At 67.1% G+C, this 24,823-nt stretch carries 17 protein-coding genes; 10 read left to right on the top strand and 7 right to left on the bottom strand.

Features of this window, described 5'->3' with window-relative positions:
- Positions 1–37: 37 nt before the first annotated feature.
- From IT549_RS13730 to IT549_RS13695, 8 genes are all read left to right on the top strand, one after another.
- On the top strand, positions 38–415 hold the full coding sequence (locus IT549_RS13730) for a DUF2946 family protein (RefSeq protein WP_292974142.1): 378 nt from the start codon (positions 38–40) through the stop codon (positions 413–415).
- Between the two features lie 43 nt (positions 416–458).
- Positions 459–2,528 carry a TonB-dependent receptor gene (locus IT549_RS13725; RefSeq protein ID WP_292974141.1) on the top strand — a complete coding sequence of 690 codons (2,070 nt, stop codon included), beginning with the start codon at positions 459–461 and terminating at the stop codon, positions 2,526–2,528.
- Positions 2,529–2,610: 82 nt separating this feature from the next.
- Positions 2,611–3,747: a flavodoxin-dependent (E)-4-hydroxy-3-methylbut-2-enyl-diphosphate synthase gene (gene ispG, locus IT549_RS13720; protein WP_292974140.1), complete on the top strand. Its 1,137-nt coding sequence runs from the start codon at positions 2,611–2,613 to the stop codon at positions 3,745–3,747.
- Positions 3,748–4,059: 312 nt separating this feature from the next.
- The gene (locus IT549_RS13715; protein ID WP_292974139.1) at positions 4,060–4,563 is read left to right on the top strand and encodes a TIGR02281 family clan AA aspartic protease; all 504 of its coding nucleotides are present in this window, start codon (positions 4,060–4,062) and stop codon (positions 4,561–4,563) included.
- 44 nt (positions 4,564–4,607) lie between these two features.
- Entirely contained in the window at positions 4,608–5,504 is an 897-nt protein-coding gene (locus IT549_RS13710) for an EamA family transporter (RefSeq protein ID WP_292974138.1), read from the top strand.
- Entirely contained in the window at positions 5,501–5,986 is a 486-nt protein-coding gene (locus tag IT549_RS13705; RefSeq protein WP_292974137.1) for a GNAT family N-acetyltransferase, read from the top strand. The genes IT549_RS13710 and IT549_RS13705 overlap by 4 nt, the downstream gene beginning before the upstream one ends.
- Positions 5,987–6,051: 65 nt before the next feature.
- Positions 6,052–6,756, top strand: a complete 705-nt coding sequence (locus IT549_RS13700; protein WP_292974135.1) for a murein L,D-transpeptidase catalytic domain-containing protein — start codon at positions 6,052–6,054, stop codon at positions 6,754–6,756.
- Between the two features lie 20 nt (positions 6,757–6,776).
- Entirely contained in the window at positions 6,777–7,103 is a 327-nt protein-coding gene (locus tag IT549_RS13695; protein WP_292974133.1) for a hypothetical protein, read from the top strand.
- 41 nt (positions 7,104–7,144) lie between these two features.
- Here IT549_RS13695 and IT549_RS13690 read toward each other — a convergent pair whose 3' ends face one another.
- The 4 genes from IT549_RS13690 to IT549_RS13675 form a co-directional block, all read right to left on the bottom strand.
- Positions 7,145–8,515: a L,D-transpeptidase family protein gene (locus tag IT549_RS13690; protein ID WP_292974131.1), complete on the bottom strand. Its 1,371-nt coding sequence runs from the start codon at positions 8,513–8,515 to the stop codon at positions 7,145–7,147.
- Positions 8,516–8,752: 237 nt separating this feature from the next.
- Entirely contained in the window at positions 8,753–9,715 is a 963-nt protein-coding gene (locus IT549_RS13685) for a PAN domain-containing protein (protein ID WP_292974129.1), read from the bottom strand.
- Positions 9,716–9,737: 22 nt separating this feature from the next.
- Positions 9,738–10,766 carry a PAN domain-containing protein gene (locus IT549_RS13680; protein ID WP_292974127.1) on the bottom strand — a complete coding sequence of 343 codons (1,029 nt, stop codon included), beginning with the start codon at positions 10,764–10,766 and terminating at the stop codon, positions 9,738–9,740.
- Between the two features lie 88 nt (positions 10,767–10,854).
- The gene (locus IT549_RS13675) at positions 10,855–12,018 is read right to left on the bottom strand and encodes a hypothetical protein (protein ID WP_292974125.1); all 1,164 of its coding nucleotides are present in this window, start codon (positions 12,016–12,018) and stop codon (positions 10,855–10,857) included.
- Positions 12,019–12,122: 104 nt separating this feature from the next.
- Here IT549_RS13675 and IT549_RS13670 point away from each other — a divergent pair, with 104 nt between their 5' ends.
- Positions 12,123–12,662 carry a hypothetical protein gene (locus tag IT549_RS13670; protein ID WP_292974123.1) on the top strand — a complete coding sequence of 180 codons (540 nt, stop codon included), beginning with the start codon at positions 12,123–12,125 and terminating at the stop codon, positions 12,660–12,662.
- 12 nt (positions 12,663–12,674) lie between these two features.
- On the opposite strand, the gene pbpC is transcribed toward IT549_RS13670, so the two are convergent.
- Both pbpC and IT549_RS13660 read right to left on the bottom strand, forming a co-directional pair.
- On the bottom strand, positions 12,675–14,729 hold the full coding sequence (pbpC, locus tag IT549_RS13665) for a penicillin-binding protein 1C (RefSeq protein WP_292974165.1): 2,055 nt from the start codon (positions 14,727–14,729) through the stop codon (positions 12,675–12,677).
- A 71-nt stretch (positions 14,730–14,800) separates the two neighbouring features.
- Positions 14,801–20,551 carry an MG2 domain-containing protein gene (locus IT549_RS13660; protein ID WP_365777189.1) on the bottom strand — a complete coding sequence of 1,917 codons (5,751 nt, stop codon included), beginning with the start codon at positions 20,549–20,551 and terminating at the stop codon, positions 14,801–14,803.
- Positions 20,552–20,826: 275 nt separating this feature from the next.
- Between IT549_RS13660 and IT549_RS13655 the strand changes: the two genes are divergently transcribed.
- Positions 20,827–21,522: a hypothetical protein gene (locus IT549_RS13655; protein ID WP_292974119.1), complete on the top strand. Its 696-nt coding sequence runs from the start codon at positions 20,827–20,829 to the stop codon at positions 21,520–21,522.
- A 103-nt stretch (positions 21,523–21,625) separates the two neighbouring features.
- On the opposite strand, the gene rpoC is transcribed toward IT549_RS13655, so the two are convergent.
- A partial coding sequence (gene rpoC / locus IT549_RS13650; RefSeq protein WP_292974117.1) for a DNA-directed RNA polymerase subunit beta' occupies positions 21,626–24,823 on the bottom strand: 3,198 nt, incomplete at its 5' end.

Genomic DNA, 24,823 nt, shown 5'->3' with positions numbered 1-24,823 from the left:
GTTTGACGCGGCGGCGCCAGCCGCTATCGGCGCAGGCATGATCGCGCGAAATCCTGTCTGGCGACGCAGCGGCTGGCTCTTGCTGGCGCTGGTGCTGCTGGTCCGCGCGATGCTGCCGCAGGGAATGATGCCGGTCGCCGCGCCCGATGGGATCCGCGTGGCGATCTGTACCGGCAGCGGCCCAGCCTTCATGGTGCTGGGCGAGGATGGCAAGCTGCACCAGGAGACGCCCGAACAGAAGGGTGCGCCCTGTCCCTATGCACTGGCCACCGCACTGGCCGATCTGCCGCCTGCGTTGATCCTGCCCGAACCGCCGGCGCTGCAAGCGCCGGTTCCGCCCGCCCTGCTTGCCGCGCGGCTGGTAGCCGCCCGCACGCTGCGACCTCCGGCCCGGGGACCGCCCGAAACCGCCTGACCTTCGCCTTTTCCCGATATTCGAAGTTCAAGCGAGTTTTCCCATGACCAGACTGCTTTGCAGCGCCGCGCTGGCGCTGCCGTTGCTGCTGTGCGCCATGCCGGCCGCAGCCGAAGATGATGACGCCGCCCCGCTGACCGACACCATCGTGGTGACCGGCCAGCGCCAGACCCCGCTCGAAGAAGCAACCGATCCGCTTAGCGGCCATGCCAGCCTGCCCGATGCAGCGGCGCTCACCGCGCGGCTGCCCGGCGCGGCGCTGATCGGCAATGGGCCGATTTCCGGCCAGGTCCAGTTTCGCGGGCTGTTTTCCGATCGCCTGGCGATCCGGGTCGGCGGGCAAAGCTTCCAGACCGGCGGGCCCAATGCGATGGACCCGCCGCTGCACTATGCCCCGGCGATCCTGCTCGATACGATCAAGGTCAGCCGCGGCGCGGCGCCGGTCAGCGAAGGGCCGGGAATGGGCGCCATGGTCGATGCCCGGCTCAAGTCGGTGCGCTTTGGCAGCGGCACGGAGCTGGCCCCGCAGGCCAGCCTGGCAGCCAGTTACCGCAGCGCCGATCAGGGCTATGCCGCCGGCGGCGTGGCGGGGCTGGCCAGCGAGCGGTTACGGCTGGGCGTGATCGCGTCATGGGAACAGGGCAGCGACTATCGCATCCCCGGCGGCCATGCCCGCGACACCGGCTATGAACGGCTGACCTATGGCCTGTCCGCCGGCTTCCGCAGCCAGGGGCAGACCTTGTCGCTCGACCTCAGACGGCAGGAAACCGGGCCCAGCGGCAACCCGCCCTATGCGATGGATATCGACTATTTCCACACCGACTTTGCGCGGCTGGGCTTCGACGGGCGGATCGGCGCGCTGCCGCTCGCGCTTGAACTGGGCTATGTCGATGTGCGGCACGGAATGGACAATTTCAGCCTGCGCCCGGCCCCGACCAGCGCCGCCCAGTACCGCTATTCCTATGCCGAGGCCCAGACCATGACGGCCCGGGCGCGGATCGGAATCGGCCCGCTGGCGCTGGGCGCCGATCTGGCCCAGGTCGATCGCACGGTGACGATCAGCAATCCCAACAACCCCGCCTTCTTCATCGCCTCGCTGGATCGGATCGAACAGTCGCGGCTGGGCTTGTTTGCCGAGGCCAGGTTCGATCGTGCGGGCTGGCAGGCCGATCTTGGCCTGCGGATCGACTGGCACCGGGCGCAGATGGCCAATCCGGCGGTCGGCAGCGGCGTTCCGGCCATGATCGTCAACCTTGCCAACCAGACCGCGCTGGGCAACGCGCCGCGCCGCGACACCACCTGGGACGCGGTGCTGCGGGTGTGGCGCGAAGACGGCGCGCTGCGGCCGCGGCTGGTCCTGTCGCGCAAAAGCCGCGTGCCCAATGCGGTCGAACGGTTCAGCTGGCTGCCGACCGAGGCCAGCGGCGGGCTGGCCGATGGCAACATCTACATCGGCCGGCAGACGCTGCGCCCCGAAGTGGCCTGGGCCGCAGAGGCCGGTGTGGATGTGATCGTGGGCGGTGTGAGCCTGCGCCCGTCGTTGTTCTACCGCCGGGTCGATCATTACATCCAGGGCGGTCCGGTGCCCGCCAGCATGCCGCTGCAGATCGCGATCGCGACCATGAACGGCGATTCTACTCCGCTGATCGCCAGCAATGTCGATGCCGAATTGTACGGCTTCGATGCCGATCTGGGCTGGCAGATCCTGCCGCAACTGCGCTTCGATGCGACCGTCAGCTATGTTCGCGGCCAGCGCCGCGACCTGGCTGACAACCTTTATCGGATCGCCCCGCTGAATGGCCGGGTGGCGCTGGCCTGGCAGGGCACAGGCTGGTCGCTGAGCGGCGAACTGGTCGGCGCTGCGGCCCAGCGCAAGGTTTCGGCCACCAATGGCGAAGCACCCAGCTCCGGCTGGGTCAGCGCCAACCTGTGGTTCGGGCTTGATCTGGGCAAGACGGTCCAGCTCAGCGGCGGGATCGAGAACCTGTTCGACCGCCGCTATGCCGATCATCTGGCCGGCCGCAACCGCGTGCCGGGCGGCGATGTCGGCCTGGGTGAACGCCTGCCCGCCGCCGGGCGCAGCCTGTTCGTGCGGCTGGGGCTGGACTTCTGATACCGGAAGGCGGTGCACGGCCGCAGTGCCTGCACCGCCTCTCCATTTGATCCGCAGCACCGGCGCGCCTATATGCGCGGCCATGTCTATTCGTCCGTGGCGCGATATCGCGCGTCGTCAGTCCCGTCAGATCATGGTCGGCAAGGTCCCCGTTGGCGGCGATGCGCCGATCACGGTCCAGACCATGACCAACACCCTGACCAGCGATGCCGCAGCAACGATCGACCAGATCCGCCGCTGCGAGGATGCCGGGGCCGACCTGATCCGCGTCTCCTGCCCGGACGAGGCGAGCACTGCCGCGTTCCGCGAGATCGCCCGCGCCGCCACTGTGCCGCTGATCGCCGACATCCATTTCCACTACAAGCGCGCGCTGGAAGCGGCCGATGCCGGCGCGGCCTGCCTGCGGATCAATCCCGGCAATATCGGATCGAGCGAACGCGTGGCCGAAGTGGTCCGCGCGGCCAAGGCCAACGGCTGCGCGATCCGGATCGGGGTCAATGCCGGCAGCCTGGAAAAGGACCTGCTCGAAAAATACGGCGAGCCCTGCCCCGAAGCGCTGGTTGAGAGCGCGCTCGATCACATCAAGCTGCTGCAGGATCACGATTTCCACGAATACAAGGTGGCGGTGAAAGCCAGCGACGTGTTCCTGGCGGTCGCCGCCTACATGCAACTGGCCGAAGCGGTCGATTGCCCGCTGCACCTGGGGATTACCGAGGCCGGCGGGCTGATCGGCGGCACGGTCAAGAGCGCGATCGGGATCGGCAATCTCCTGTGGGCCGGGGTCGGCGATACGATCCGCGTCTCGCTTTCGGCCGAGCCCGAGGAGGAAGTGCGGGTCGGATACGAGATCCTCAAGAGCCTGGGCCTGCGCACCCGGGGAGTGCGGATCGTCTCCTGCCCAAGCTGCGCGCGGCAGGGTTTCGACGTGATCCGCACGGTCGAACGGCTGGAACAGGCGCTTGGCCACATCAAGACCCCGATGTCGGTTTCGGTGCTGGGCTGCGTTGTCAATGGCCCCGGCGAAGCCCGCGAAACCGATATCGGCATCACCGGCGGCGGTAACGGCAAGCACATGGTCTACCTTTCGGGGGTGACCGACCACCACGTCCAGGACGCCGACATGATCGCGCACATCGTGGGGCTGGTCGAAGCCAAGGCCGCCGAGATCGAGGCCGGTCAATCGGTCAGCATGGACGTGACCCACGGGAAGGCGGCCTAGAGCCTGTCCTGTTTAGCTGGAGGCATCGTCATCGCATCAGGAAGGCCGCTGGATAGGAGCGGCGAGCAGCAGGGGCTGGTTGCCCCTGCAAGCGACGCGACGCCGCCAGCGGCCTTCCTGATGCGACCCCGCAGGGGCGGGCCGAATTTGGCCCAGCGCCACGTTGCTCGTCGGTCACTATGCGACGGCATGGCTCCCTCCTCGCGCCTCACGCTGAGCCAAATTCGGCTCCGTGCCGACGCCTCCGCCTAATCAGGACAGGCTCTAGCGCCTTCAAGCTTTCGGTAACCTGCCGGCGCTAGGCTGCGGGCCATGCACCGGCTCTATGCCATTGCGCTCCTGGCCGTTGGCCTGATGAGCCTGCTCGCAGTGGCAATCCCGTCGCCCGAACCGGACGTCGCGGTTGCCAGTGCCGATGCGGCAGATCAGCACCCGGACAAGCCCGTGGGCGAGAGTGACGCACTGCTGCTCAAGCGCGACAGCTCGGGCCAGTTCCACGTCAATGCCGGGGTCAATGGCAACGATGTACGCTTCCTGGTCGATACCGGGGCCGACATGGTGGCCCTGACCGAGGCCGAGGCCGATGCGCTTGGGCTGACCTATGGCGAATTCCAGCCGATCATGCAGACCGCTTCGGGCGTGGGCTATGGCGCGCCCGTGATGCTGGACGAAATCGAGGTCGCCGGGACCCAGTTGCGCAATGTCGATGCGGTTGTGGTCCAGGGGCTCAACGTCAACCTGCTGGGCCAGACCGTGCTGCGCAAGCTGGGCGGGGTCAGCCTCAACGGTGACCGCATGGTGATCCGCCCGCGCTGAAGCCCGGTTGCCAAGTTGCAATCGAAAACCTAGGGCTGGCGGCAATGACCGCTGCGCGCCCCGGCCTGCCCCTGCTCCACCTGCTGCTGGCCCTGGCCGTAACCGCGGTCTGGGGTTCCAACTTCGTGGTGATCAAGTTCGGGGTCGAGCATCTGCCCCCGCTGACCCTGGCCTTTCTGCGCTTTGCCCTGGCCTTCTTTCCGCTCGCGCTGGTCCTGCCGCGCCCCCGGGTGCCGTGGCGCAACCTGGCGGCCTATGGCGTGCTGATCGGAGCGGGACAGTTCGGGCTGCTGTTTACCGCGATGCGCGCCGATATCACCCCGGGCCTGGCCAGCCTGGTGGTTCAGGCCCAGGCCTTCTTCACGATCGGACTGGCCGCCTGGCTGAGCAAGGAACGCCCCGCCGCCTATCAGCTGGGCGCGCTGCTGCTGGCCAGCGCCGGGATCGTCATCATTGCGCTGCACACCGATGGCAGCGCCACCCCGCTGGGGCTGGTGCTGGTGCTGGGCGCGGCGGGCGGCTGGGCCGGGGGCAACATGGTCAGCCGCGCGGCCGGGCCGGTCAACATGCTGGCCTATGTCGTCTGGTCGAGCCTGTTCGCGCTGCCACCATTGCTGGGCTTTGCGCTGGTGCTGGAAGGCTGGCCGCGGATCGCCGCCGGGATCGCCAGTGCCGACCGGGTGACCTGGGCGGCAGTGCTGTGGCAATCGGTCGGCAACACCATGTTCGGCTATGGCGTCTGGGGCTGGCTGCTGGCGCGCCACCCCGCCAGCAGCGTCGCGCCGCTTTCGCTGCTGGTGCCGGTGTTCGGCCTGGGCACGTCGGCCCTGGTGCTGGGCGAGCCGCTCCAGACCTGGAAACTGACCGCTTTCGCACTGGTCATGGCGGGCCTCGCGCTCGGCGTGCTGTGGCCGCGTATCAAGGGACTTCTGGCTTCATGACGCTTTCGATCCGCCCCGCCACCCCGGCCGACCTGCCGCTGATCGCGCAGTTGATCCGCGATCTGGCCGAATACGAAAAGCTGGCCCACGAGGTTCGCTTTGACGAGGCCGTGCTGGGCGAGAAGCTGTTCGGCCAGCGTCCCTATGCCGAGGTGGTGATCGGCGAGATCGACGGCACGCCGCAAGGATTTGCGCTGTTCTTTCACAATTTCTCGACCTTCGAAGGCAAGCCCGGGATCTACCTTGAAGACCTGTTCGTGCGGCCCGAGGCGCGCGGATCGGGGCTGGGCAAGGCATTGCTTGCGCACCTCGCCATGCTGGCCGGTGAACGCGATTGCGCGCGGCTGGAATGGTCGGTGCTGGACTGGAACGCGCCGGCGATCGGCTTTTACCAGAAGCTGGGTGCGCGGCTGATGGACGACTGGACGGTGATGCGGGTCGATGGGGCCGATCTGGCACGGCTCGGCGCAGCAGCGCGCTAATCCGCCGATTCCGACTGGCGACTCGTTCAGCACTTGGTTATCCACAGGGCGCTATGACGGGGGTCATGAAACGTCGCGACCTGATTCTGGGTGGCCTTGCCGCCGGTGCCGCACTGGCGGTGCCCGGGCGTGCGCTGGCGCGCCAGGTGCTGGGTGACGAATTCGACAAGACCTTCGGCCTTACCCCCGCTCCGGTCGAACCGGCCGTGCCGGCCCCGCCGCCGCTGCCGACCGAAGTGGTGCCCAATCCGGCCTACGACCGCAAGATTCTGGAAATTGCCGCCCGCGAACGCGATCGCGCCGGGGCTGCGCTGTGGCGCCGCGACATCGTTGGCGTGGCCGATTTTGCCCGGCCCAGCACCCTGCCGCGGCTCCATTTCGCCAATCTTGAAAACGGCACCGTGCGTTCGTTCCTGGTCGCCCATGGCCGCGGTTCGGACCCTGAACATTCGGGCTTCCTGCAGCAGTTTTCCAACGTGCCGGGTTCCGAAGCGACCTCGCGCGGGGCCTATATCACCGCCGAATGGTACAAGGGCAAATACGGCACCTCGATCCGCCTGCTGGGCCAGGATTCCGACAATTCGACCGCGCTGCAGCGCGCGATCGTGATGCACCCGGCGAGCTATGCCACCGAATCGCACATTGCCCGGTTCGGACGGCTGGGCCGCAGCGAAGGCTGCTTCGCGATGAGCCCGGACCAGTTCAACGAGGCACTGTGGCACCTTTCGGGCGGGCGCCTGCTCTACGCTGACCGTATCGGCGACGCTTGAACCGTTCACAACGCATCCTGGTGGGCATCGGCCTCGCCGCGCTGGCCGCGATGGCCTCGCCCTATCTCCTGCGCATGGTGGTGGACAGCCGCGCTACCGCAGGCAAGGCGCTGGTGCTCGATCGCGAAAGCAGGACCGCGCAGAAGGAACTGGTGCTGTGCCTGATCCGCCAGCCCGGCGCGCTGCGGCTCGAAGTGGCCAGCAACGATACCTACACCGACCCCGCCAGCGGCCTGGCAATCCGCGTGGACGATGCCGGCGCCAGCCGCCGCGTGCGGATCTGGTTGCCCGAAGGCAAGGCGCTTGATCCGGCGCAGGCGGCGCAGGTCAAGACCTGCATCGGCTGAATACAGCGGGCCGACTATAGGGGCCCAACTACAGGGGCCAACTACAGCGGATTGTCGAGCTTGATCACCTTTTCGGTGGTCTTGCGCTTGCCATCCCAGGCCTTGCGCGGCGCGGCGAAACTGGCCAGCACCTTGGTATCGCGGCCGTAGAGGTCCTTGAAGGTCCCCATCTGGCCCTTGATGTCCGTCGCCATGGTGAAATACATGATATAGACCGGGAAGGTCTTGGTCATCGGCACCAGGGTGTACTGGCCCGAAGTCGAGATCGTGACCAGCTCCTCCGGGGTTTTGCCCGCCCCCAGGATCGCCATGGTCATGCCCAGTTCGGTCGCGCGTTCGGTGCGCACGCAGCCGTGGCTGAGCGCACGATAGGGCTGTGCGAACAGTCCGCGCGACGGGGTGTCGTGGATGAAGATCGCATGATCGTTGGGCATGTCGAGCTTCATCAGGCCCAGCGAATTGCCCGGGCCGGGCTGCTGCACGACCGTGATCACGCCGTTCTTGGCCTTGGTCGCCTTATAGCCCTGGCGCGCGGCCGAGGCCGGATTGCCGATCAGGCGGGCACCCAGGCCTTCGCCGACCACGATCGATTGCGGCACGGTCCAGGTCGGGTTGAAGACCACGCCCTTGACCACCGAGGCCAGCTGCGGGGTGGCCGTCTTGCCAACCTTGCCGACGATCGTCCGGTAAGACCGGATGATCTCGTTCTTGACTGTCAGGCGCAGCTGGAATTCGGGCACATTGGTCAGGAGGTAATACTGGCCCAGTTCCCGGGGCAGCCAGCGCCAACGATCCATGTTGATCCGGATCAGCGCGCGCTTGGCCTTGTCGGCCTTGGGGGTCACGGCCAGCAGGCCCTTGAGCGCGCCGTAATCGGGCGCGGTCGGGATCAGTCCGGCGATCGCGCCGGGCACATCGTGGCTGGCCAGCGCCCGGGCCATCAGCGCCGAGGTTGGGTTGCTGTCGATATCGGTATCGACCACGAACCACTGTTCGCGCGAATCCATCCGGGTGCGCCCGTCGCGCATGTCTTCGACCAGCCAGGCGAACGAGCGGCTGGCCTGGGCATCAAGCGCGGCCTGATCGCCCGAAGCGATCGCCGCGCGCAGCTTTTCAGGCTGGTAGTCATCGGGAAACAGGCCATCGGCATCGATCCCGCCGATCACGCCCAGCAGGGCCTGGGCGTCAGTCTTGGTCCAGCTGACCACCGGCTCGTCGATCGGCACCTGCGCAACAATCGTCGGTGCAGCGCTGGGTGCCGCGACCGGCTGATTGGCCTTGGCCGCCGGGCTGGCGGGCGGTGCGGGTTCGGGCAGGATGCTTTGCGGCTGGGCCGCCGCCATGGCCATGGCTGAAGTGGCCAGCGCAACCAGTCCTGCCCCGCCAATCACCCTATTGCCCCTGATCCGCATTACGCCAACTCCAATTCCGGGCAGGCACAACACGCCCGCTTCATCGCAATATTGCCCGTTTCGCCGCACTCCTTCAAGTATTGCACTGCAACACAGGCTGAACGGCGCCAAGCTTTCCCCTGAAAAGGAAATGCCGGAAGCGTGCTTGGGCACGCTTCCGGCAAGATTGCAGGTATCGACCGGGTCGCAGTAGCCGACACCTGCCCCAATCCGGAGGACCGGAGAGGTGAACCGCTCTTAGCCCGGACGGACGATTCCCGAATTGGTAAAATTATCCGCAACCGGCTGGTTGAGCGAATTTTTCTTGTAGCACATCGCCTGCCCGCCGCGCGCCCGCGGATCGACCCAGGTGAAGCCCTTGCAGCTGGCGTCATCCGCACAGGCCTGCGCGCAGGCCAGGCCCTGATCGTTGGCGGTGGCCAGGCCCTGGGTATAGTCACCCGACGGCAGATTGAGCCGCGGCATCGAGCGGAACCGGGCTGGCGGCGAACTGCCCATGCCCGGGATCGGCAGCCAGCCGAATTCCAGCGCATCCCGGCGGTTGTAGTCCTCCACCAGATCGGCGTGGGGATCGGCGATCACGAAGTTCTGTCCGCCGGTCGCCGCATTGCAGCGCTCCAGCACCACCGAAACCCCGCTGCGCACCTGCCCGCCCTGCGCGGTCCAGCAACGCGCGTGGAGGAAATCGCGGATCTGGAAGGTGTGGACCGGTCCACTGCGCACCAGATACCACATCTGGTCCGAAATGCCGCGGGGAATGCCATCAGCGTTGCGGCCGCATTCCACTTCGTCAACCGCCGGGGGCCCGAACACCACCCCGCGCGCGGCTGTCAGGCAGCGACCGTTGAACGGTGTGGTCATCCGCCATGTTACGAACGACGGCTGGTTGAATGGGCTGGGCGCGGTGCCCGTGGCCTCATTCGGGATGCCTTGCCAGGTAACGGGGGTCAGCGCGATCGACTGGAACGCGATCGGGGTTGCACAAGGACGCAGCACCATGTGCGGCAGTTCGGTGCTGGTTGAGCCCGGCTCGCGATTGACGCACAGATCGGTTCCGGCGGCCTTGATCCGGTAAATCGCGGGTGCAGGATCGGTCCACAATTCGGGACCGAAGAAGTTGGGTGGCAGCGGCTGGGCCAGCGCCAGGCCGGTCAGGCCCAGCGCTGCACCCAGCGCGGCAAACTTCAGCATGCGATGCATAGGCGTCTCCTTGTCTGCCCGGTCACATCCGCACTATGCCGCTGATCAGCTTTCCGACACTGCGCGGTCCGCGATTGATCGGGTTGCCGGCAGTGCTTCTCCAGAAGCATTTGGCTGGATCGGTGCCGATGTAGGCCGGACCGGTCCAGGTCCAGGCCTTGCACTCTGCCAGCTCGGCGCAGCGGCGCTTGCAGTACTCACCCTTGTCGTCGATCGTCTCGAAGCTGGTATAGGCCGCGCCGCTCAGGTCCACACCATCCGCACCGGCCAGACGATAGTGTCCGTCAACGAAGGGGAACCATTGGCCCAGCGCCAGTGTATCGGCTTCGAGTTTCGCCGGAAGCGGCCCCAGCCATTCCAGCGCAAATCGCTGGTCGGCATTCCCGTTGCAACCCCATTTGATGTAATCGGTGCCCTTCTCGCGCGACCCGCCGCGCGCTGCAATGCAATCCGGGCTCTCGGGATTACCCTCGGCCAATTGCAGTTCCCAACTGCCCGCAGCCATTTGCAGCACCATGAAGCGCTGGCCAGAGCCACCGGCCCTGGTCCAGCCTGCCCCGTTCGGGATATCGCAGCCGCGGGCCTCGATCCGGGCCGGACCCAACACCACACCAGGGGCGACAGTCAGGCAGGTTGAGATCTGGTTCGGCACCGGGGCCCGTCCATTGAATTCGGCCCAGACCATCGGGCGGACTGTGTAGCCGCCATCGGGATGCGGGATCATCGCGAACTGCCCGGCGGGCCGGTTGGGATCCTGCTCGTTGCAGGGATAGGCCAGCGGGCGGTCCTGCCGGTCAAACATGTTGCCGCCCTGCATGATCCAGACGCACTGCCCCGAATGCAGCGAACGCAGACGATAAAGCCCCGGACGCGGGCCGCGCGGGGCATAGAGCGCCTTGCGTTGCTGGGCGGTGATCGTGCCCTTGATCGGAACGGCCACACCGGGTCCGTCCATATCGACCGACTGGCCGATCTCGTCCTCGGCCGGCGCGGCCACGCCCAAGGCCGCTAGGGCCAATGCACCAAGTGCGGTGACAAGTTTGAGCTTCATGGGAAAATCCCTCCACAATTCCTGGTTGCGAAGAGAATGCCAGCTGCTTGATACCCGCGCCCTACTCCTTTGGGTAGCAAAGCGCTTTTCAGGAAATCGGCGGCGGCAGGTCCGAAGTGGGCAATTCGCGCGCCCATTGCAGCGGGGCGGCGGTCAGCAACTGGACCAGTTCGGCCTGGCGGCTCACTCCGGTCTTGGCGAAAATGCCCTTGAGCAGGAACCGCGCGGCATTGGTCGAAACACCGCGCAGCTGACAATGGTCCTCGATCGAGCCGCCTTCGGCCAGCACCGAGGCAAGCCGGGCTTCGGCGTGGGTCAGGGCGAACCAGTCGCGCAGCCGGTCGATCTGGGCCTCGTTGATTTCGGGGTCGTTGGCGGCGACCACCATCAACCGGGCCGTACCCGCATCGGTTGCCGCACCGCCGATCCGCGCCGGATCGACCCGCATCGCCAGCGCCGGAACCTCGCCCCCGTCGCAGCAGCTGAGGCGCAGCGCCTGGCAATGGCTGGCCTGGCCAGGTTCAAGCAGGCGCCGGATATCGTCGTGCAGCGCCGCGCTGCCCAGGCGGATCCGCCCGCTGACATCTTCCAGCCGATAGCGTTCGATCAGGATCCGCCCGGCCGGGTTGGCATAGGCCAGCTCGAACCCTTCGGTCAGCATCAGCACCGGCGAGGGGGCATGATCGAGCGCCGCGGTCGAGCGTGCCGCAGTCAGTTCGGCCTGACCAAGCCGCCGCGCGATCCGGACCGAGCGCTGGATATGCGGGATCAGCAGCCGCACTGCTTCTTCCAGCACCTCGACCGGGCCGTTGTCGGGCCCGGGCAGGCACAGCCCCAGATGGTCCCCCCCGGCCTTGTCGAGCGCGCCGATCAACCCGACCTGCATGTCGAACATGGCCAGGAATTCGCGGAAGAAGGCGGTCTGGAGGAAGTCGGGCCGTGCGATCAGCCGATCGGAATGAACCACGCTGCCCGGCGGCAGCGAATGGCCGCGCAGGCTCCATTCATTGCGCCCGGCGTGCATCTGGAGATAGGCGGCGCGGGCCATCTCGTGCACCCCGCAGGCCGCGACAAAGCGTCCGCCGAACGGATCGATCCGTTCCCACACCAGCATCGCCACATCCCAGCGCGGGGTCCCGAACCGGCTGACCAGCCCGGTCAACGCCGTATCCCAGTGGGCCGGCGACAAAGACGCTTCATAGATGTCGGAAACGACCGCACTGAAATCGGCCGTATCGATCAGACCCTTCATCGCTGTGCAGCCTAACAGCGGCCTACCGGTTTGGGTAGCGCTGTTGTTGCTGCGAAGGCCCAAATTGCTGAATCATTCCACCCGATCTGCAACAGAGGATAGCCATGCCCCACGTCCGCTTCGCAATGCTTGCCGCCAGCCTGGCCCTGCTTTCCGCCTGCCAGGGCGAGGCACCGCCCGCCGCCGATGCCAGCGCCGCGCCCGAACCCGCCGCCCAGGCTGCCCCGGTTGCACCGGCAGTGGCGGGGATGGACCCGGCCAAACTGGCCAATCCCTGCCTGCTCGACGCCAAGGCGGTGGGCGATGCGCTGGGCTTTGCGGTCGAAAAGGCCGAGCCCAAAACGATGGGTGCGATGTCAGGGTGCAACTACCAAGGTGCCAATGCCTCGTTGCGACTGAACCTGATCGCCCACGATCCGGCCTATTTCGACAAGGCCACCCAGATGACCCGCGCCTCGCGCCCGGGTGACAAGCGCGACCTCCCCGGTGATGGCGACAAGGCCTGGATCCAGCAAGAGGGCAGCCGCGCACCGATCCTGCATTACTACCGCCAGAACGTGGAAGTGGAACTGCTGGCACTGGGCGTTGGCGGCGATTCCAAGGCGATCGAAGCCGCCTTGCTCAAGCTGCCGCGCGTGCCGTAACCGGGCCTTGCCTCAACGCACCGTAAAGCGCACCTGATCGACCATTTTGCCGCTGGCATCGAGCAGCGTCAGCAAGTGGCTGCCTGGGATCAGCGGAACCTGCCGCGCGCTCTGATCGGCGGGCAATGGCCGCCCGTCGAGCGTCAGGCGCAGATCGCCCGAATCGCCCGAAATCGCGATCCCGATCGACTGGCGATCGCCGGGAATATCGGGATCGCGGGCATAGACCGCTCCCGACACCGGGTTGGTGATCCGGGGGCGGCGGGCAAAGGCCGGGGCCTGGGCCATGGTCTGCTGCGCGGTGCCTTCCAGAAACCATTCGCTGCGCGGCGGTTCGCGCCCGGTGGCGAAATTGACCGGCGCGGCCACCACATTGGCCGGGCGCGCGGGCTGCTGGCCGGGCTTGCCCTGGTGCAGGCCGATCATCACGTCGCGCCAGACCGGGGCCGCGCCGCTGGTGCCCGAAACCGCGCGCATCGGATCGCCTTCCAGATTGCCGACCCACACCGCCACGGTGAAGCGGTCCGAATAGCCGATGCACCAGTTGTCGCGCATCGCCTTGGACGTGCCGGTCTTGGCCGCCGCCCAGAACGGCAGGCGCAGCGCTGAATCGACCCCGAAGGTGCTGGCCCGGGCCGAGGCATCGGACAGCATGTCGCCAGTGATCCAGGCCGCCCCGGGATCGAGCACCTGGCGCGGTTCGCCGGCCGGATCGTCGCTGCGGATCCGGAAGGGTGACCAGCGGCCCAGATTGGCCAGCGTGCGATAGGAATTGGCCTGTTCGAGCAGGGTCACTTCGGCCGAACCCAGCGCCAGGCTGAACCCGTAATAGGCGCCATCAGCCTCGAGCCCGGCATAGCCAAGATCGGCCAGCCGGTCGCGAAAGTCCTGCACCCCGTCGAGCAGCAGGGCCCGCACTGCCGGCACATTGAGCGAATTGGCCAGCGCACGGCGCACCGAAACCGGCCCCATGAAGGCATTGTCGTAATTGCGCGGGACATAGAGCCCGGAGGCGGTATCGAGCTGGACCGGCGAATCTTCGAGGATCGAGGCCGCAGTCAGCCACTTGCGCTCGATCAGCTGGGCATAGAGATGCGGCTTGAGCGTCGATCCGGCCTGGCGCGGGGCCGAGGCGCCATCGACCGAGGCGGCGGTCGATCCCAGCCCGACCCCGCCGACATAGGCCAGCACTTCGCCGCTGGCATTATCCAGCACCACCACCGCGCCATCGCGCGCGCGGCTGGCCCCCAGGCCCTGCAACTGGTGCTGCAAGGCCGAAGCCGCCAGGCGCTGGACCGCCGGGTCGATCGTGGTGGTCACCTTCATTCCCGGTTCGGTCAGCAGCCGCGCGGCGAGGTGCGGGGCAAGCCCCGGATCGATCGCCTTGAGGCTGCCGGTCCCGGCCACGGCTTCGGCCAGCACCTGCAAGGCCGGGCAGTCAGCCGGCTGCATCAGGCGGCAGGCGCGCTGGCCGACCTGATCGGGCCGGGCCACCGGATTGCGCAGCAGCGCCGCCATCACCGCCGCCTCGCGCGGGTCAAGCGCGGCCGGGCGCTTGCCGAACAGCGCCAGCGATCCCGCCCCCACGCCCTGGTTCTCACCCCGGAACGGCGCGAGGTTGAGGTAGGCTTCAAGGATCTGGTTCTTGTTCCAGCTGGCTTCGATCGCCCAGGCGGTGCGCATCTGGCGCAGCTTGTCGAACCAGCCGCGCGCGCCGGGGCGGCCGATATCGGGCCACAGGAAGGCCGCGGTCTGCATGGTCAGCGTCGAGGCACCGCGCGCGCGCTTGCCCTGCACTGCATCGCGGATCGATCCGCCCAGCGCCAGCCAGTCCACCCCGCCGTGCTTGAGGAAGCGGTGATCCTCCAGACCGATCACATCCTGCCCCAGCGCCGGGGCAATCTCGCCCAGCGGCACCCAGGCCAGCCGCCGCTGCGCGAAATCGACCCGCACTTCGCTGAGCAGGCTGCCATCGCGGGCGTGCAGCCAGGCCTCGCTCGATTTCCAGCTGCGTTTGAGATCGGCATAGGCCGGCACCGTAGGCGGCGCGGTCCACCACCACAGCATGGCAAAGGCCAGCGCCACCAGCCCCAGCAGCAGCCGGGCCGGGTGGCGGCGGAGGGTCTCGACGACCTGTGCTAGTTGGCCCACACCGTCACCGGCGCGATCGGCAGCTGCGCGCGGATCGCCGGGGCGTACATCGCTTCGACCCGCGCCGGGGGCAGCGCAAATGTGCCCGCGGTGTTGATCCGCACGGTGTATTCAACCACGGTGGTGCCGCGCGGCAGCCATTCGAAATAGGCCCGCCACGATCCGCGTGAGCTTTCGGTGTAGCTGGGCCAGCCGCCATAGCCATCGCTGCCCGAAGTGGCCGCTTCGCTGGCGAACTTCGCCCCGGCGTTTTCAAGCAGCTGCGAACTGCCACCCAGCCCCGACATGACCGAGGCACCGGGCACCAGCGGATCGGCCAGCACCACCCAGTTGCGTTCGGCCGAAGACTGGATCGTCAGCCGCACCCGCAGCACATCGCCCTGGCTGATCTTGCCCGGCTGTTTGGCCGTCAACACCGCCACTTCGCGCTTGAGCCGGTATCCGGCCATCAGCGGTTCCTTGAGCGGCACGGCAGCATGGACCGCCACCGTCGCCCACGGCCCCGCGCCGCCGGCCTGCGCCAGCTTGAGCGGCGCATCGACCAGCGGCAGCTGCACCGGTTCGATCGGCGCGGTGCGCGGCCAGGGCACCTGGAAGCTGGCCTGCCCCAGCCCGATCTGGGTGGTCCCGGCGATCGCGCTGGCCGGATAGGCGGCGGCAAAGCGGCGCGAAACCAGCACGCCCCAGGCATTGGCCGGGGTGGTATCCCAGTGTCCGCGCATCTGCCGCGCGGCGACCCCGACCATCATCTTGGGTATTTCAGCGCTCCAGCCGGGCTTGCCGATCACCGCATCAAGCGCCTTGATCGCCATTTCATCGGCCCCGGTCATCATCCACCACGGCGCGTTCTGGGCATCGGCCAGATCCAGCCGGGTGCCTTCATAGACCAGCCGGCGGCGCAGTTCGGCTTCGGCGGCGGCGCGCAGCACCGGGGTGCCGGGCGCCGCGCGCAAGCGGTCAAGCGCGACGATCCAGTCGGCCAGGGTGCTGGTCGGCATGTCGGCGGGGACCATGTCGATCCGCGCGATCAGGCGCGGGTCAGCGGCCCCGGCGCGGGCCAGCGCGGCCAGCGCGGCAATCCGCAGCGGCCGTTCATCGACCCGGATGTAGCGCTTGCGGGTCAGCTTGCCTTCAACCACCCGGGCCAGCGCGGCCACCATCTTGCGGCGCGGCTCGTCCGGAATGGTCAGCCCGGCGGCGCTGGTGGTGGCCAGCACATAGGCGGTCAGCTCGGGCGATCCGCTCAGCCGCGGATCGGGCCAATAGCGCACCAGCCCGTCCTCATCGAGGTAGGTCGGCAGGGCATCGGCCAGCGGCTTCCACGCGCCCACATCACCGGTCGCGACCAGCCGCGACAGGCGCTGTTCGAAGCAATCATAGGGATAACCCAGCATATAGGCGCGTACCCCGCCCAGCGGCGCGGCGAGGCTGTCACTGAGATCGACCGTCACAAAGCCGCCCGGCAGCGCGCCCTGCGGCGCGGCGATGGCGAGGGCCGGATCGCCGACCCTGAGCAGGCTGGCGGCCCAGACCTCGACCGGGACGGCGGGCAGCACGTCCTGCATGGCGGTTACCGTGTCGTTGGCCTTGCCGTCGCCCGAGCGGGCATTGAAGGTCCACTTCAGCGCGCCCGGATTGGCCGGAGCCATGACATTCCAGCGCAGCGTGGTGGCACCCCCGGCGGGCACGGTGACCGTCTGGGCCTTGAGCCCCTCGATCGCCGGTTCGACCCGCGGCGCGGCTTCGATCTTCATCGGCTTGTCGGTGCCGTTGCGCAGCGTGAAGGTGGCATCGAACCGGTCGCCGGTGCGCACCAGCTGCGGCAGGCCCGGATAGGCCGACAGGTCCTGCGCGGTGCGCAGCGCGGCCTCACCCGAGCCGAACAGCTGCGCGCCTTGCGTAGCCACGGCGACCAGCCGGAAGCTGGACAGCGCATCGGACAGCGGCACCGGCACGGTCGCGCGGCCCTGGCCATCAAGCGCCACGCGGCCCTTCCACAGCAGCACCGGCTGGAAGTTCTGCCGATTGACCGCCGAGGCATCGCCCCCGCCGCCGCCCGCCGCCACGGCTTTCTTGCCATAGTGGCGTTTGCCCACCACCTGCATCTGCGCGGTCGAAGTTGCGACCTCGAGGTAGCGTTCCGACATCATCGCCTTCAGCACATCCCACGACGGGTTGGGCATCAGCTGCAACAGCGCTTCATCGACCGCGACGAAGGCCACGTCGGCGTTCTGCGCCGGGCTGCCGTCGGGCCGGGTCACGGCGATCCCGACATTGGCGGTCTCGCGCACGCCATAGCGCTCGCGCTCAGGCTTGACCGCAACGCCCAGGCGGTGGCCTTCCCAGCCGACCTTGATCTCGCTCATCCCGATCCGGTAGCTCGGCTTGGCAAGGTCGATCGTCGCGGTGGGCGCAACCTTCTGCTTGTCGCCCAGCGGAATCCCCAGCCCCTGCGCCAGCTTGACGATCCAGCTTTCATCGCCGGCCACCCGCCCGCGCACCGCCATGACCGAGACATAGACATTGGGCGCGAAGTTGGCCGGCAGTTTGACCTCAACCACCGGATCGGTGCCCGACAGCTTGGTCACAAAACTTTCCAGGACGCCTTCGCGTTCAACCGTAACCAGCGCGTTGGCCTCGCGGAACGGCATCCGCACCTGGAAGCGCGCGGTCTCGCCGGCCTTGTACTCGGGCTTTTCGGGGATCACGTCCATCCGGTCGCCGTTGTCGCCGCCGAACCACCAGTCATCCTTGCCGGCCAGCCAGACCGACTGCGCCGCGCGGCTTTCGCGCCCGGCATCATCGCGGGCGCGGGCGACCATGGTGATCTCACCCGAGACGCCCGGGGCCAGCTGGCACGATGCGCGGCCCAGCCGGTCGGTGGTGGTGCGGCAGCTTTGCGAGAGCTTCTTGACCTCTTCCTGGTTGTCATAGGCATAGAAGCCGCCGATCAGCCGCCGCCGCGCGGTGATCACCCGCCGCGAATAGAGATCGACCGTTACCTGCTTGGCCGCCAGCGGCTTGCCATCCAGCCCCAGCACCACCAGCTGCAGGCGCAGATCATCGTCGCGCATCATCCAGCCGTCGGTCTTCATGCCAACCTGCAGCGCGGCCGGATAGAGCGTCAGCCGCCGCGACGTGGTCAGCGTTTCGCCATTGGCGTCGGGATAGTCCATCTCGACCATCAGGCTGACCGGATCGGTGATCGGCTGGCTGACCGCCACCTGGGTGCGCGCGGTGCCATCGGCGCCCAGCGTCACCGGCAGGGTCTGCGCGAAGGGCATTTCATCGCCGACCGGCTCTTCAGCGCCATCGCCGCCCAGCGCGCGGGTGCCTTCCTTGACGTCGGCCCCGCCAAAATTGAAGCTGTCATAGCCGCGCGGCACCGGGACATAGCCGTTGAAATCACTGCGCAGCGTCACCGGCAGGGCCCCGGCCCCGCCGCCCGAAAGATAGCCGACGAACAGCGACAGCGGCACCATGGCGGGCTGGACCAGCGCTTCCTTGGGGCCGGTGATCGTGGCCCGCATGTTGGGCAGCTTGTATTCATCGACCCGGATCGTCTGGCCGCCCGAAAAGCTTCTGTCGCCCACTTCGAAGCGCAATGAATACTCGCCCAGCGGCGCACCCGAAGGCACGCTCCACTCACCTTCGGCACTGCCCCCGGCGCCGATCGTCACATCCTGCGAGAATTCGGTGTCGGACCCCAGGTGGCTGAACACCAGTTTGCCGGTGAAGCCCTTGGCATAGGTGAACCCGGCGCCGACCGGGCGGCGCAGCAGATGCTTGAAGTGGACGGTTTCCCCGGCCCGCACCAGCGCGCGGTCGAACACGGTGTGGATCAGATCGTCGGGCTCGTCGCCATAGCCGAACGACATCTCGAAATCGTAGGGGCTGATCCCGTCGTTCCAGTTGCTGAGCGTGAAGCTCATGTCATCGCCGGCCCGAGCCGAAACCATCAGCGGATGATCCGAATCGGGATCGCAGCTGCCGCCGGTCTGCGGCTCGCCCAGCAGGGCGCCCAGCTTGAACAGGCCCGCGGCATCGGTCTGCCCGCTGGCCAGCAGCTTGCCGGTGCAGCTGTCGGAAATCCGTACCTGGGCATTGGCGACCGGCGCGGCATCTCCCAGCGAGGTGACCCACACCAGCGAGCTTTCGCGGCCCCATTTGAAATGGACCGCCATATCGGTGACCAGCGCGCCGGCCGCGACATAGCGCGGTACCGGCCGCCCCAGCAGCGCCGCGCCCAGCGCCGGGCTGGCGAATTCAACCAGATGGAAGCCCTTGCCCGACAGCGGCACGCCGACCACTTCGAAATCCTTGCCCTTGCCCGGCAGCGCCAGGTCCATCGCCGTGCCGGTAGGCGGCAGCAGCGGCTTGTCGCGCGTGTGGTTGACCGCAAAGCTGGTCCCGTCCTTGCGCTTGACCCATTCATAGTCGCTGCGTTCGGCCTTATCGAGCTTGCGCAGCCAGGCCGCGATCTCGGCATCGTTGGTGGTGATCCGCACCGCCTGCCCGGCGATCGACTTGGCCTTGCCGATCAGGGCGGGTTCGACCGCGCGCACCGTGACCGGCAGGGTCGCACCTTCGCGCGCCTCGATGATCCCGAATTCGGCGGCGAACTTGACCAGCGGCGGAGTGGCGGCAAAGCCGACCGCCAGCGGGAAGCGCGCGGCATTGGCCAGAGTCCGGCCCGACAGGTCCTTGAGCCCGGCCGGCATGGTCACGCTGGCAGCCATGGCGGCGGGGAACGGCCCGTCGAAATAGATGTCCGAAATCTCGGCCTGATCCTTTTCCTCGGAATCGGCGCGCGGGCTGCGTTCGCTGCCGTCGGCCAGCTTGAGCCGCATCGCCAGCGCCTGGACACGCGGAACCGGCGCGGTGAAGGACACATGCACCGGGGTGATCGGGTTGCAGGCCGCCTTGCCGTTCGAACGGGTGCAATCGAAGCTGGCGGTAAAGGCCTCGCGCACGGTGTAGTCGAAGCGCTGGTCGCGCCCGGCCAGCTTGCCGTTGCGATCGGCGACGGCCTTGGGCCAGACCAGCGCCATGTCCTTGCCCGGGGGCAGCGGCCGGCGGCAGCGCAGCGCCAGCACATTGGCCAGCGCCGCATCGCGCGCGCGGGCGTCGCTGGGCAGCGGGGTGGAAATCCCGGCTTCGGACAGGAAATCAACGGTCCGCCAGTCATCGGTGCCCAGCCCGGCCAGGACCGTCGCGGCGGTTCCGGCCGGCAGCACGTCGATCGCCGCCACTTCGCCCACGCCATCGATCGCGCAGCCCGCCTTGCCGGCGACCGAGGCCGGATCGGCCGGCGTGTTGGTGGCGACCAGGAAGACCTGATCCTCATCGATATCGCTGCCGCGTTCACCCGGCGCGAGCACCGCGCGCACCGATGGACCGGCGGTGTCGATCGTATAGTTTTCCTGCCCCTGCACGCGGATCCCGGCCTGGGTGGTCAGCCCGCTTTTCAGCGTGACCTTGCAGGTGGTGCCGCCCGGCAGCGGGCGCTGGAAATCGATCACGAAGGTCTGCTGGTCAACCCAGCGTCCGGCGCTGGCGCCCGGGCAATCGCTGGTCGCGGCCGGTTTGACGCGCGGATCGCCCAAGGGGACCATCGGATCGGAAAAGCGGATCGTGAAGCGGTCAATCGCCCCGCTTGACGGCATTGCGGTGCCGGAAGTGGCGAGCACAACCCGCGGCGGATTATCACCCCGCGCGGCCAGGGGAAGCAGGATCAAAGCTGGCAGGGCAAGCTTCCAGACCGCGCGCATAAGGGTGCCTCCGGGGCAAGGATGGTTTGACTTGCGCCATCATCTCCTACGGACGCGCACTTGTCGATTGTAGGAAACCGCCAGAGACAAAAAAAGGCTGCGGACTCTTCGTAGGTTTGCGGCTCCGGCGCCCGGGCAGCGCGCTTCCGGGGGCCGATAGCCAATGATGCACCGGTGCAATTGAGGCGATTGCCGCCGTGTGCATTACTGTATTACTACAACAACACCAAAGGGAGGCAATCATGGGATTTTCGCAAGGAATGCTGCTGGGCGGTGCGCTGGTCGCGGCGACGGTGGTGCTGACCGGTGCAGCACGAACCGGCAAGTTCGCCACGATCGACGTAGAGCGGATCAATGTCCGCGAAAAGGACGGCACCTTGCGTTTCGTGCTGGCCGGACGCGATTCCTTCCCCGGCGCTTTCGATCATGGCAAGGAAATCGACCGGCCGGACCGCCGCCATGCCGCCGGCATGCTGTTCCTGAACGATGAGGGAACCGAGAATGGCGGGCTGATCTGGGCCGGCAAGAGGGGGCAGGACGGCCGGATCAATGCCGGGGCCAGCCTGACCTTCGATCGGTATGGAAACGATCAGACAGTGCAGCTGCTGCAAACCGACAGCGGCACCAGCGACGGTTCGGCCCTGATCTTTTCCGACCGCCCGGGAAAGCCGTTCGATCATGCCGCGATCGCTGCGGCTGCCAAGCTGGCCGATCCTGCCGCGCGCCAAAAGGCGATGAGCGATGCCGGGGTTGGCGGCGCACCGCGGCTCTACCTCGGCCGCTCGCGCGACCGGAATGCGGTGGTCATGCTGCAGGATCAGGACGGCCGCCCGCGCCTGATGCTGATAGTTCAGCCCGACGGCACCGCAGCGATCCAGTTCCTGGATGAAAACGGCACCCCCGTGCGAACCATTTCGCCCAAGGACGAAGGGAAATGAGGTTGCGGACTAGGGTCAGGACCTAGCTGCTGCTGAACAACAAAAGGCCCCGCCGGATCGCTCCGGCGGGGCCTTGTTCGTGTGCCTGTCTGGCTAGCGCGGCTTATTCTTCGCCGTCGCCGTCCACCAGGTAGTCGCCCGCATCGGCATCAGTGCCATGCGTTTCACCTTCGACCGCGGCCAGCGGATCGACGAAGCCGGCGGCTTCGGGGCCCTGGGCCAGTTCGGCGGCGTGCTCTTCCTCGGCGCTGTCGGGCGCGATCAGCGCTTCCTGCAGCTTGCGGTACGAAGCGCGCAGCGCGGCGTCGCGGCTGGAAGCGGCAACCCGCAGGCGGTTCATGCCAGCGCCGGTGCCGGCCGGGATCAGACGGCCGACGATGACGTTTTCCTTCAGCCCGATCAGGCTGTCGCGCTTGCCTTCCACGGCCGCCTGGGTGAGCACCCGGGTGGTTTCCTGGAACGAAGCGGCCGAGATGAACGAACGCGTCTGCAGCGAAGCCTTGGTGATGCCCAGCAGCACCGGCTTGCCCACCGCCGGAGCCTGATCAGGCGCCAGCTTGGCGTTGTATTCGTCCATTTCCTCGCGATCGACCTGTTCGCCGGCCAGCAGCACGGTATCGCCGCCGTCGGTGATCTCAACCTTCTGCAGCATCTGACGAACGATCGTCTCGATGTGCTTGTCGTTGATCTTCACGCCCTGCAAGCGGTACACTTCCTGGATTTCGGCGACGAGATATTCGGCCAGCGCCTCAACCCCCAGCACTTCGAGGATGTCGTGCGGGTTGGGCGAGCCCGAGATCAGGTTGTCGCCCTTCTTGACCCAGTCGCCTTCCTGGACGTCGATCACCTTTGACTTGGGGATCAGGTATTCTACCGGATCACCTTCCTCGGGAACAATCGCGATCTTGCGCTTGGCCTTGTAGTCGCGGACGAATTCGATCCGGCCCGAGATCTTGGCAATGATCGCATTGTCCTTCGGGATGCGGGCTTCGAACAGTTCCGCAACGCGCGGCAGACCGCCGGTGATGTCGCGGGTCTTGGCGGCTTCGCGGCTGGCGCGGGCCAGCACGTCACCGGCTTCGACTTCCTGTCCATCCTCGACCGACAGCGTGGTGCCCGGCGCCAGCATGTAGCGACCGGCCTCGCCCGACGTTTCGTCGAGCAGGGTAAGCCGCGGACGCAGGTCTTCCTTCTTGCTGCGGCTGGCGGCGCGGTTTTCGGTCACCACGCGGCTGGTCATGCCGGTGGCTTCGTCGGTCACCTCGGTCAGGGTCTTGCCGTCAAGCAGGTCCTGATACTTCACCACACCCGACTTTTCGGTGATGATCGGGGTGGTGAACGGATCCCACTCGGCCAGGCGATCGCCTTCGTTGATGATCGCACCGTCTTCGTGGAGCAGGTGGGTGCCGTAGGGGACCTTGTGGATCGCCCGTTCGCGGCCTTCGCTGTCCATCACCACCACTTCGCCGCTGCGGGCCAGGCTGAGCCGGCGGCCGCGCTTGTCAGTGATGGTCGGGATGTCGCGATAGACGACGCTGCCGTCGCAGATCGCTTCGAGGTGCGACTGTTCGTTGACCTGCGCCGCACCCCCGATGTGGAAGGTCCGCATGGTCAGCTGGGTACCGGGTTCACCGATCGACTGGGCGGCGATAACGCCGACCGCTTCGCCGATGTTGACCGGGGTCCCGCGGGCCAGATCACGGCCATAGCAGGTGGCGCAGACGCCCTGTTCGGCTTCGCAGATCAGCGGCGAGCGGATCTTGATCGCCTGGACGCCCGAAGCTTCGACCTTGGCGGTCGCGGCTTCGTCCAGCAGCGTGCCCTTGGGCATGACGATATTGCCGTCCTTGTCGGCAATATCTTCAGCCAGGGTCCGGCCCAGGATGCGTTCGCCCAGCGAGGCGATGGTCGAACCGCCCTGCACGATCGCCCGCATTTCCAGCGCGCGTTCGGTGCCGCAATCGTCGATCACCACCACGCAGTCCTGCGACACGTCAACCAGACGGCGGGTCAGGTAACCCGAGTTGGCGGTCTTCAGCGCGGTGTCCGCCAGGCCCTTGCGGGCGCCGTGGGTCGAGTTGAAGTATTCAAGAACGGTCAGGCCTTCCTTGAAGTTCGAGATGATCGGGGTTTCGATGATTTCGCCCGAAGGCTTGGCCATCAGCCCGCGCATCCCGGCCAGCTGCTTCATCTGGGTCGGCGAACCACGCGCGCCCGAGTGGCTCATCATGTAGATCGAGTTGATCGGCTTCTGGCGCCCGGTTTCGGGATCGACCGGCGAGGCCTTGATCTCGTCCATCATGGCGTTGGCCACCTGGTCGCCGCAGCGGCTCCAGGCGTCGATCACCTTGTTGTACTTTTCCTGCTGGGTGATCAGACCGTCCTGGTACTGCTGTTCATAGTCAGCCACCAGCGCCTTGGTTTCATCGACCAGTGCCACCTTGCTGTCGGGGATGATCATATCGTCCTTGCCGAACGAGATCCCCGCCTTGAAGGCGTGACGGAAGCCTAGCGCCATGATCGCGTCGGCGAACAGCACCGTGTCCTTCTGGCCGGTGTGGCGATAGACCTGATCGATAACGCCTTCGATTTCCTTCTTGGTCAGCACCTTGTTGACCACGTCGAAGGGCACGGTGTGGCTCTTGGGCAGGCATTCGCCAATCAGCATGCGGCCCGGAGTGGTTTCGAACCGCTTCATGTACTGCTGGCCGGCCTCGTCGGTCTGCGGCACGCGGGCCACAACCTTCGAGTGCAGCGTCACCGCCCCGGCGTTGAGCGCCTGGTGCACTTCGGCCATGTCGGCCAGCACCATGCCCTGCCCGGGTTCGCCTTCGCGATCGAGCGAGAGGTAGTACAGGCCCAGCACCATGTCCTGCGACGGCACGATGATCGGCTTGCCGTTGGCGGGGCTGAGGATGTTGTTGGTGGACATCATCAGCACGCGCGCTTCCAGCTGGGCTTCCAGCGACAGCGGCACGTGGACCGCCATCTGGTCACCGTCGAAGTCGGCGTTGAAGGCCGAGCAGACCAGCGGGTGCAGCTGGATCGCCTTGCCTTCGATCAGCACCGGTTCGAACGCCTGGATGCCCAGACGGTGCAGCGTCGGCGCGCGGTTGAGCAGCACGGGGTGTTCGCGGATCACTTCGTCCAGGATGTCCCAGACTTCCTTGCGTTCCTTTTCGACCCACTTCTTGGCCTGCTTGAGGGTCATCGACAGACCCTTGGCGTCCAGCCGCGCGTAGATGAACGGCTTGAACAGTTCGAGCGCCATCTTCTTGGGCAGGCCGCACTGGTGCAGCTT

The organism is Novosphingobium sp. (genome assembly GCF_020852455.1).
Lineage (GTDB): Bacteria > Pseudomonadota > Alphaproteobacteria > Sphingomonadales > Sphingomonadaceae > Novosphingobium.
Note: the sequence above shows the minus strand (reverse complement) of the source record. Positions and strands in the feature narration are given on the sequence as shown.

Bases quoted from the DNA above. Each gene is read 5' to 3' on its own strand.
- IT549_RS13730 (WP_292974142.1), top strand. From the start codon at position 38: ATGATCGCGCGAAATCCTGTCTGGCGACGCAGCGGCTGGCTCTTGCTG.
- IT549_RS13725 (WP_292974141.1), top strand. From the start codon at position 459: ATGACCAGACTGCTTTGCAGCGCCGCGCTGGCGCTGCCGTTGCTGCTG.
- ispG (WP_292974140.1), top strand. From the start codon at position 2,611: ATGTCTATTCGTCCGTGGCGCGATATCGCGCGTCGTCAGTCCCGTCAG.
- IT549_RS13715 (WP_292974139.1), top strand. From the start codon at position 4,060: ATGCACCGGCTCTATGCCATTGCGCTCCTGGCCGTTGGCCTGATGAGC.
- IT549_RS13710 (WP_292974138.1), top strand. From the start codon at position 4,608: ATGACCGCTGCGCGCCCCGGCCTGCCCCTGCTCCACCTGCTGCTGGCC.
- IT549_RS13705 (WP_292974137.1), top strand. From the start codon at position 5,501: ATGACGCTTTCGATCCGCCCCGCCACCCCGGCCGACCTGCCGCTGATC.
- IT549_RS13700 (WP_292974135.1), top strand. From the start codon at position 6,052: ATGAAACGTCGCGACCTGATTCTGGGTGGCCTTGCCGCCGGTGCCGCA.
- IT549_RS13690 (WP_292974131.1), bottom strand. From the start codon at position 8,515: ATGCGGATCAGGGGCAATAGGGTGATTGGCGGGGCAGGACTGGTTGCG.
- IT549_RS13685 (WP_292974129.1), bottom strand. From the start codon at position 9,715: ATGCATCGCATGCTGAAGTTTGCCGCGCTGGGTGCAGCGCTGGGCCTG.
- IT549_RS13680 (WP_292974127.1), bottom strand. From the start codon at position 10,766: ATGAAGCTCAAACTTGTCACCGCACTTGGTGCATTGGCCCTAGCGGCC.
- IT549_RS13675 (WP_292974125.1), bottom strand. From the start codon at position 12,018: ATGAAGGGTCTGATCGATACGGCCGATTTCAGTGCGGTCGTTTCCGAC.
- IT549_RS13670 (WP_292974123.1), top strand. From the start codon at position 12,123: ATGCCCCACGTCCGCTTCGCAATGCTTGCCGCCAGCCTGGCCCTGCTT.
- pbpC (WP_292974165.1), bottom strand. From the start codon at position 14,729: ATGCTGTGGTGGTGGACCGCGCCGCCTACGGTGCCGGCCTATGCCGAT.
- IT549_RS13655 (WP_292974119.1), top strand. From the start codon at position 20,827: ATGGGATTTTCGCAAGGAATGCTGCTGGGCGGTGCGCTGGTCGCGGCG.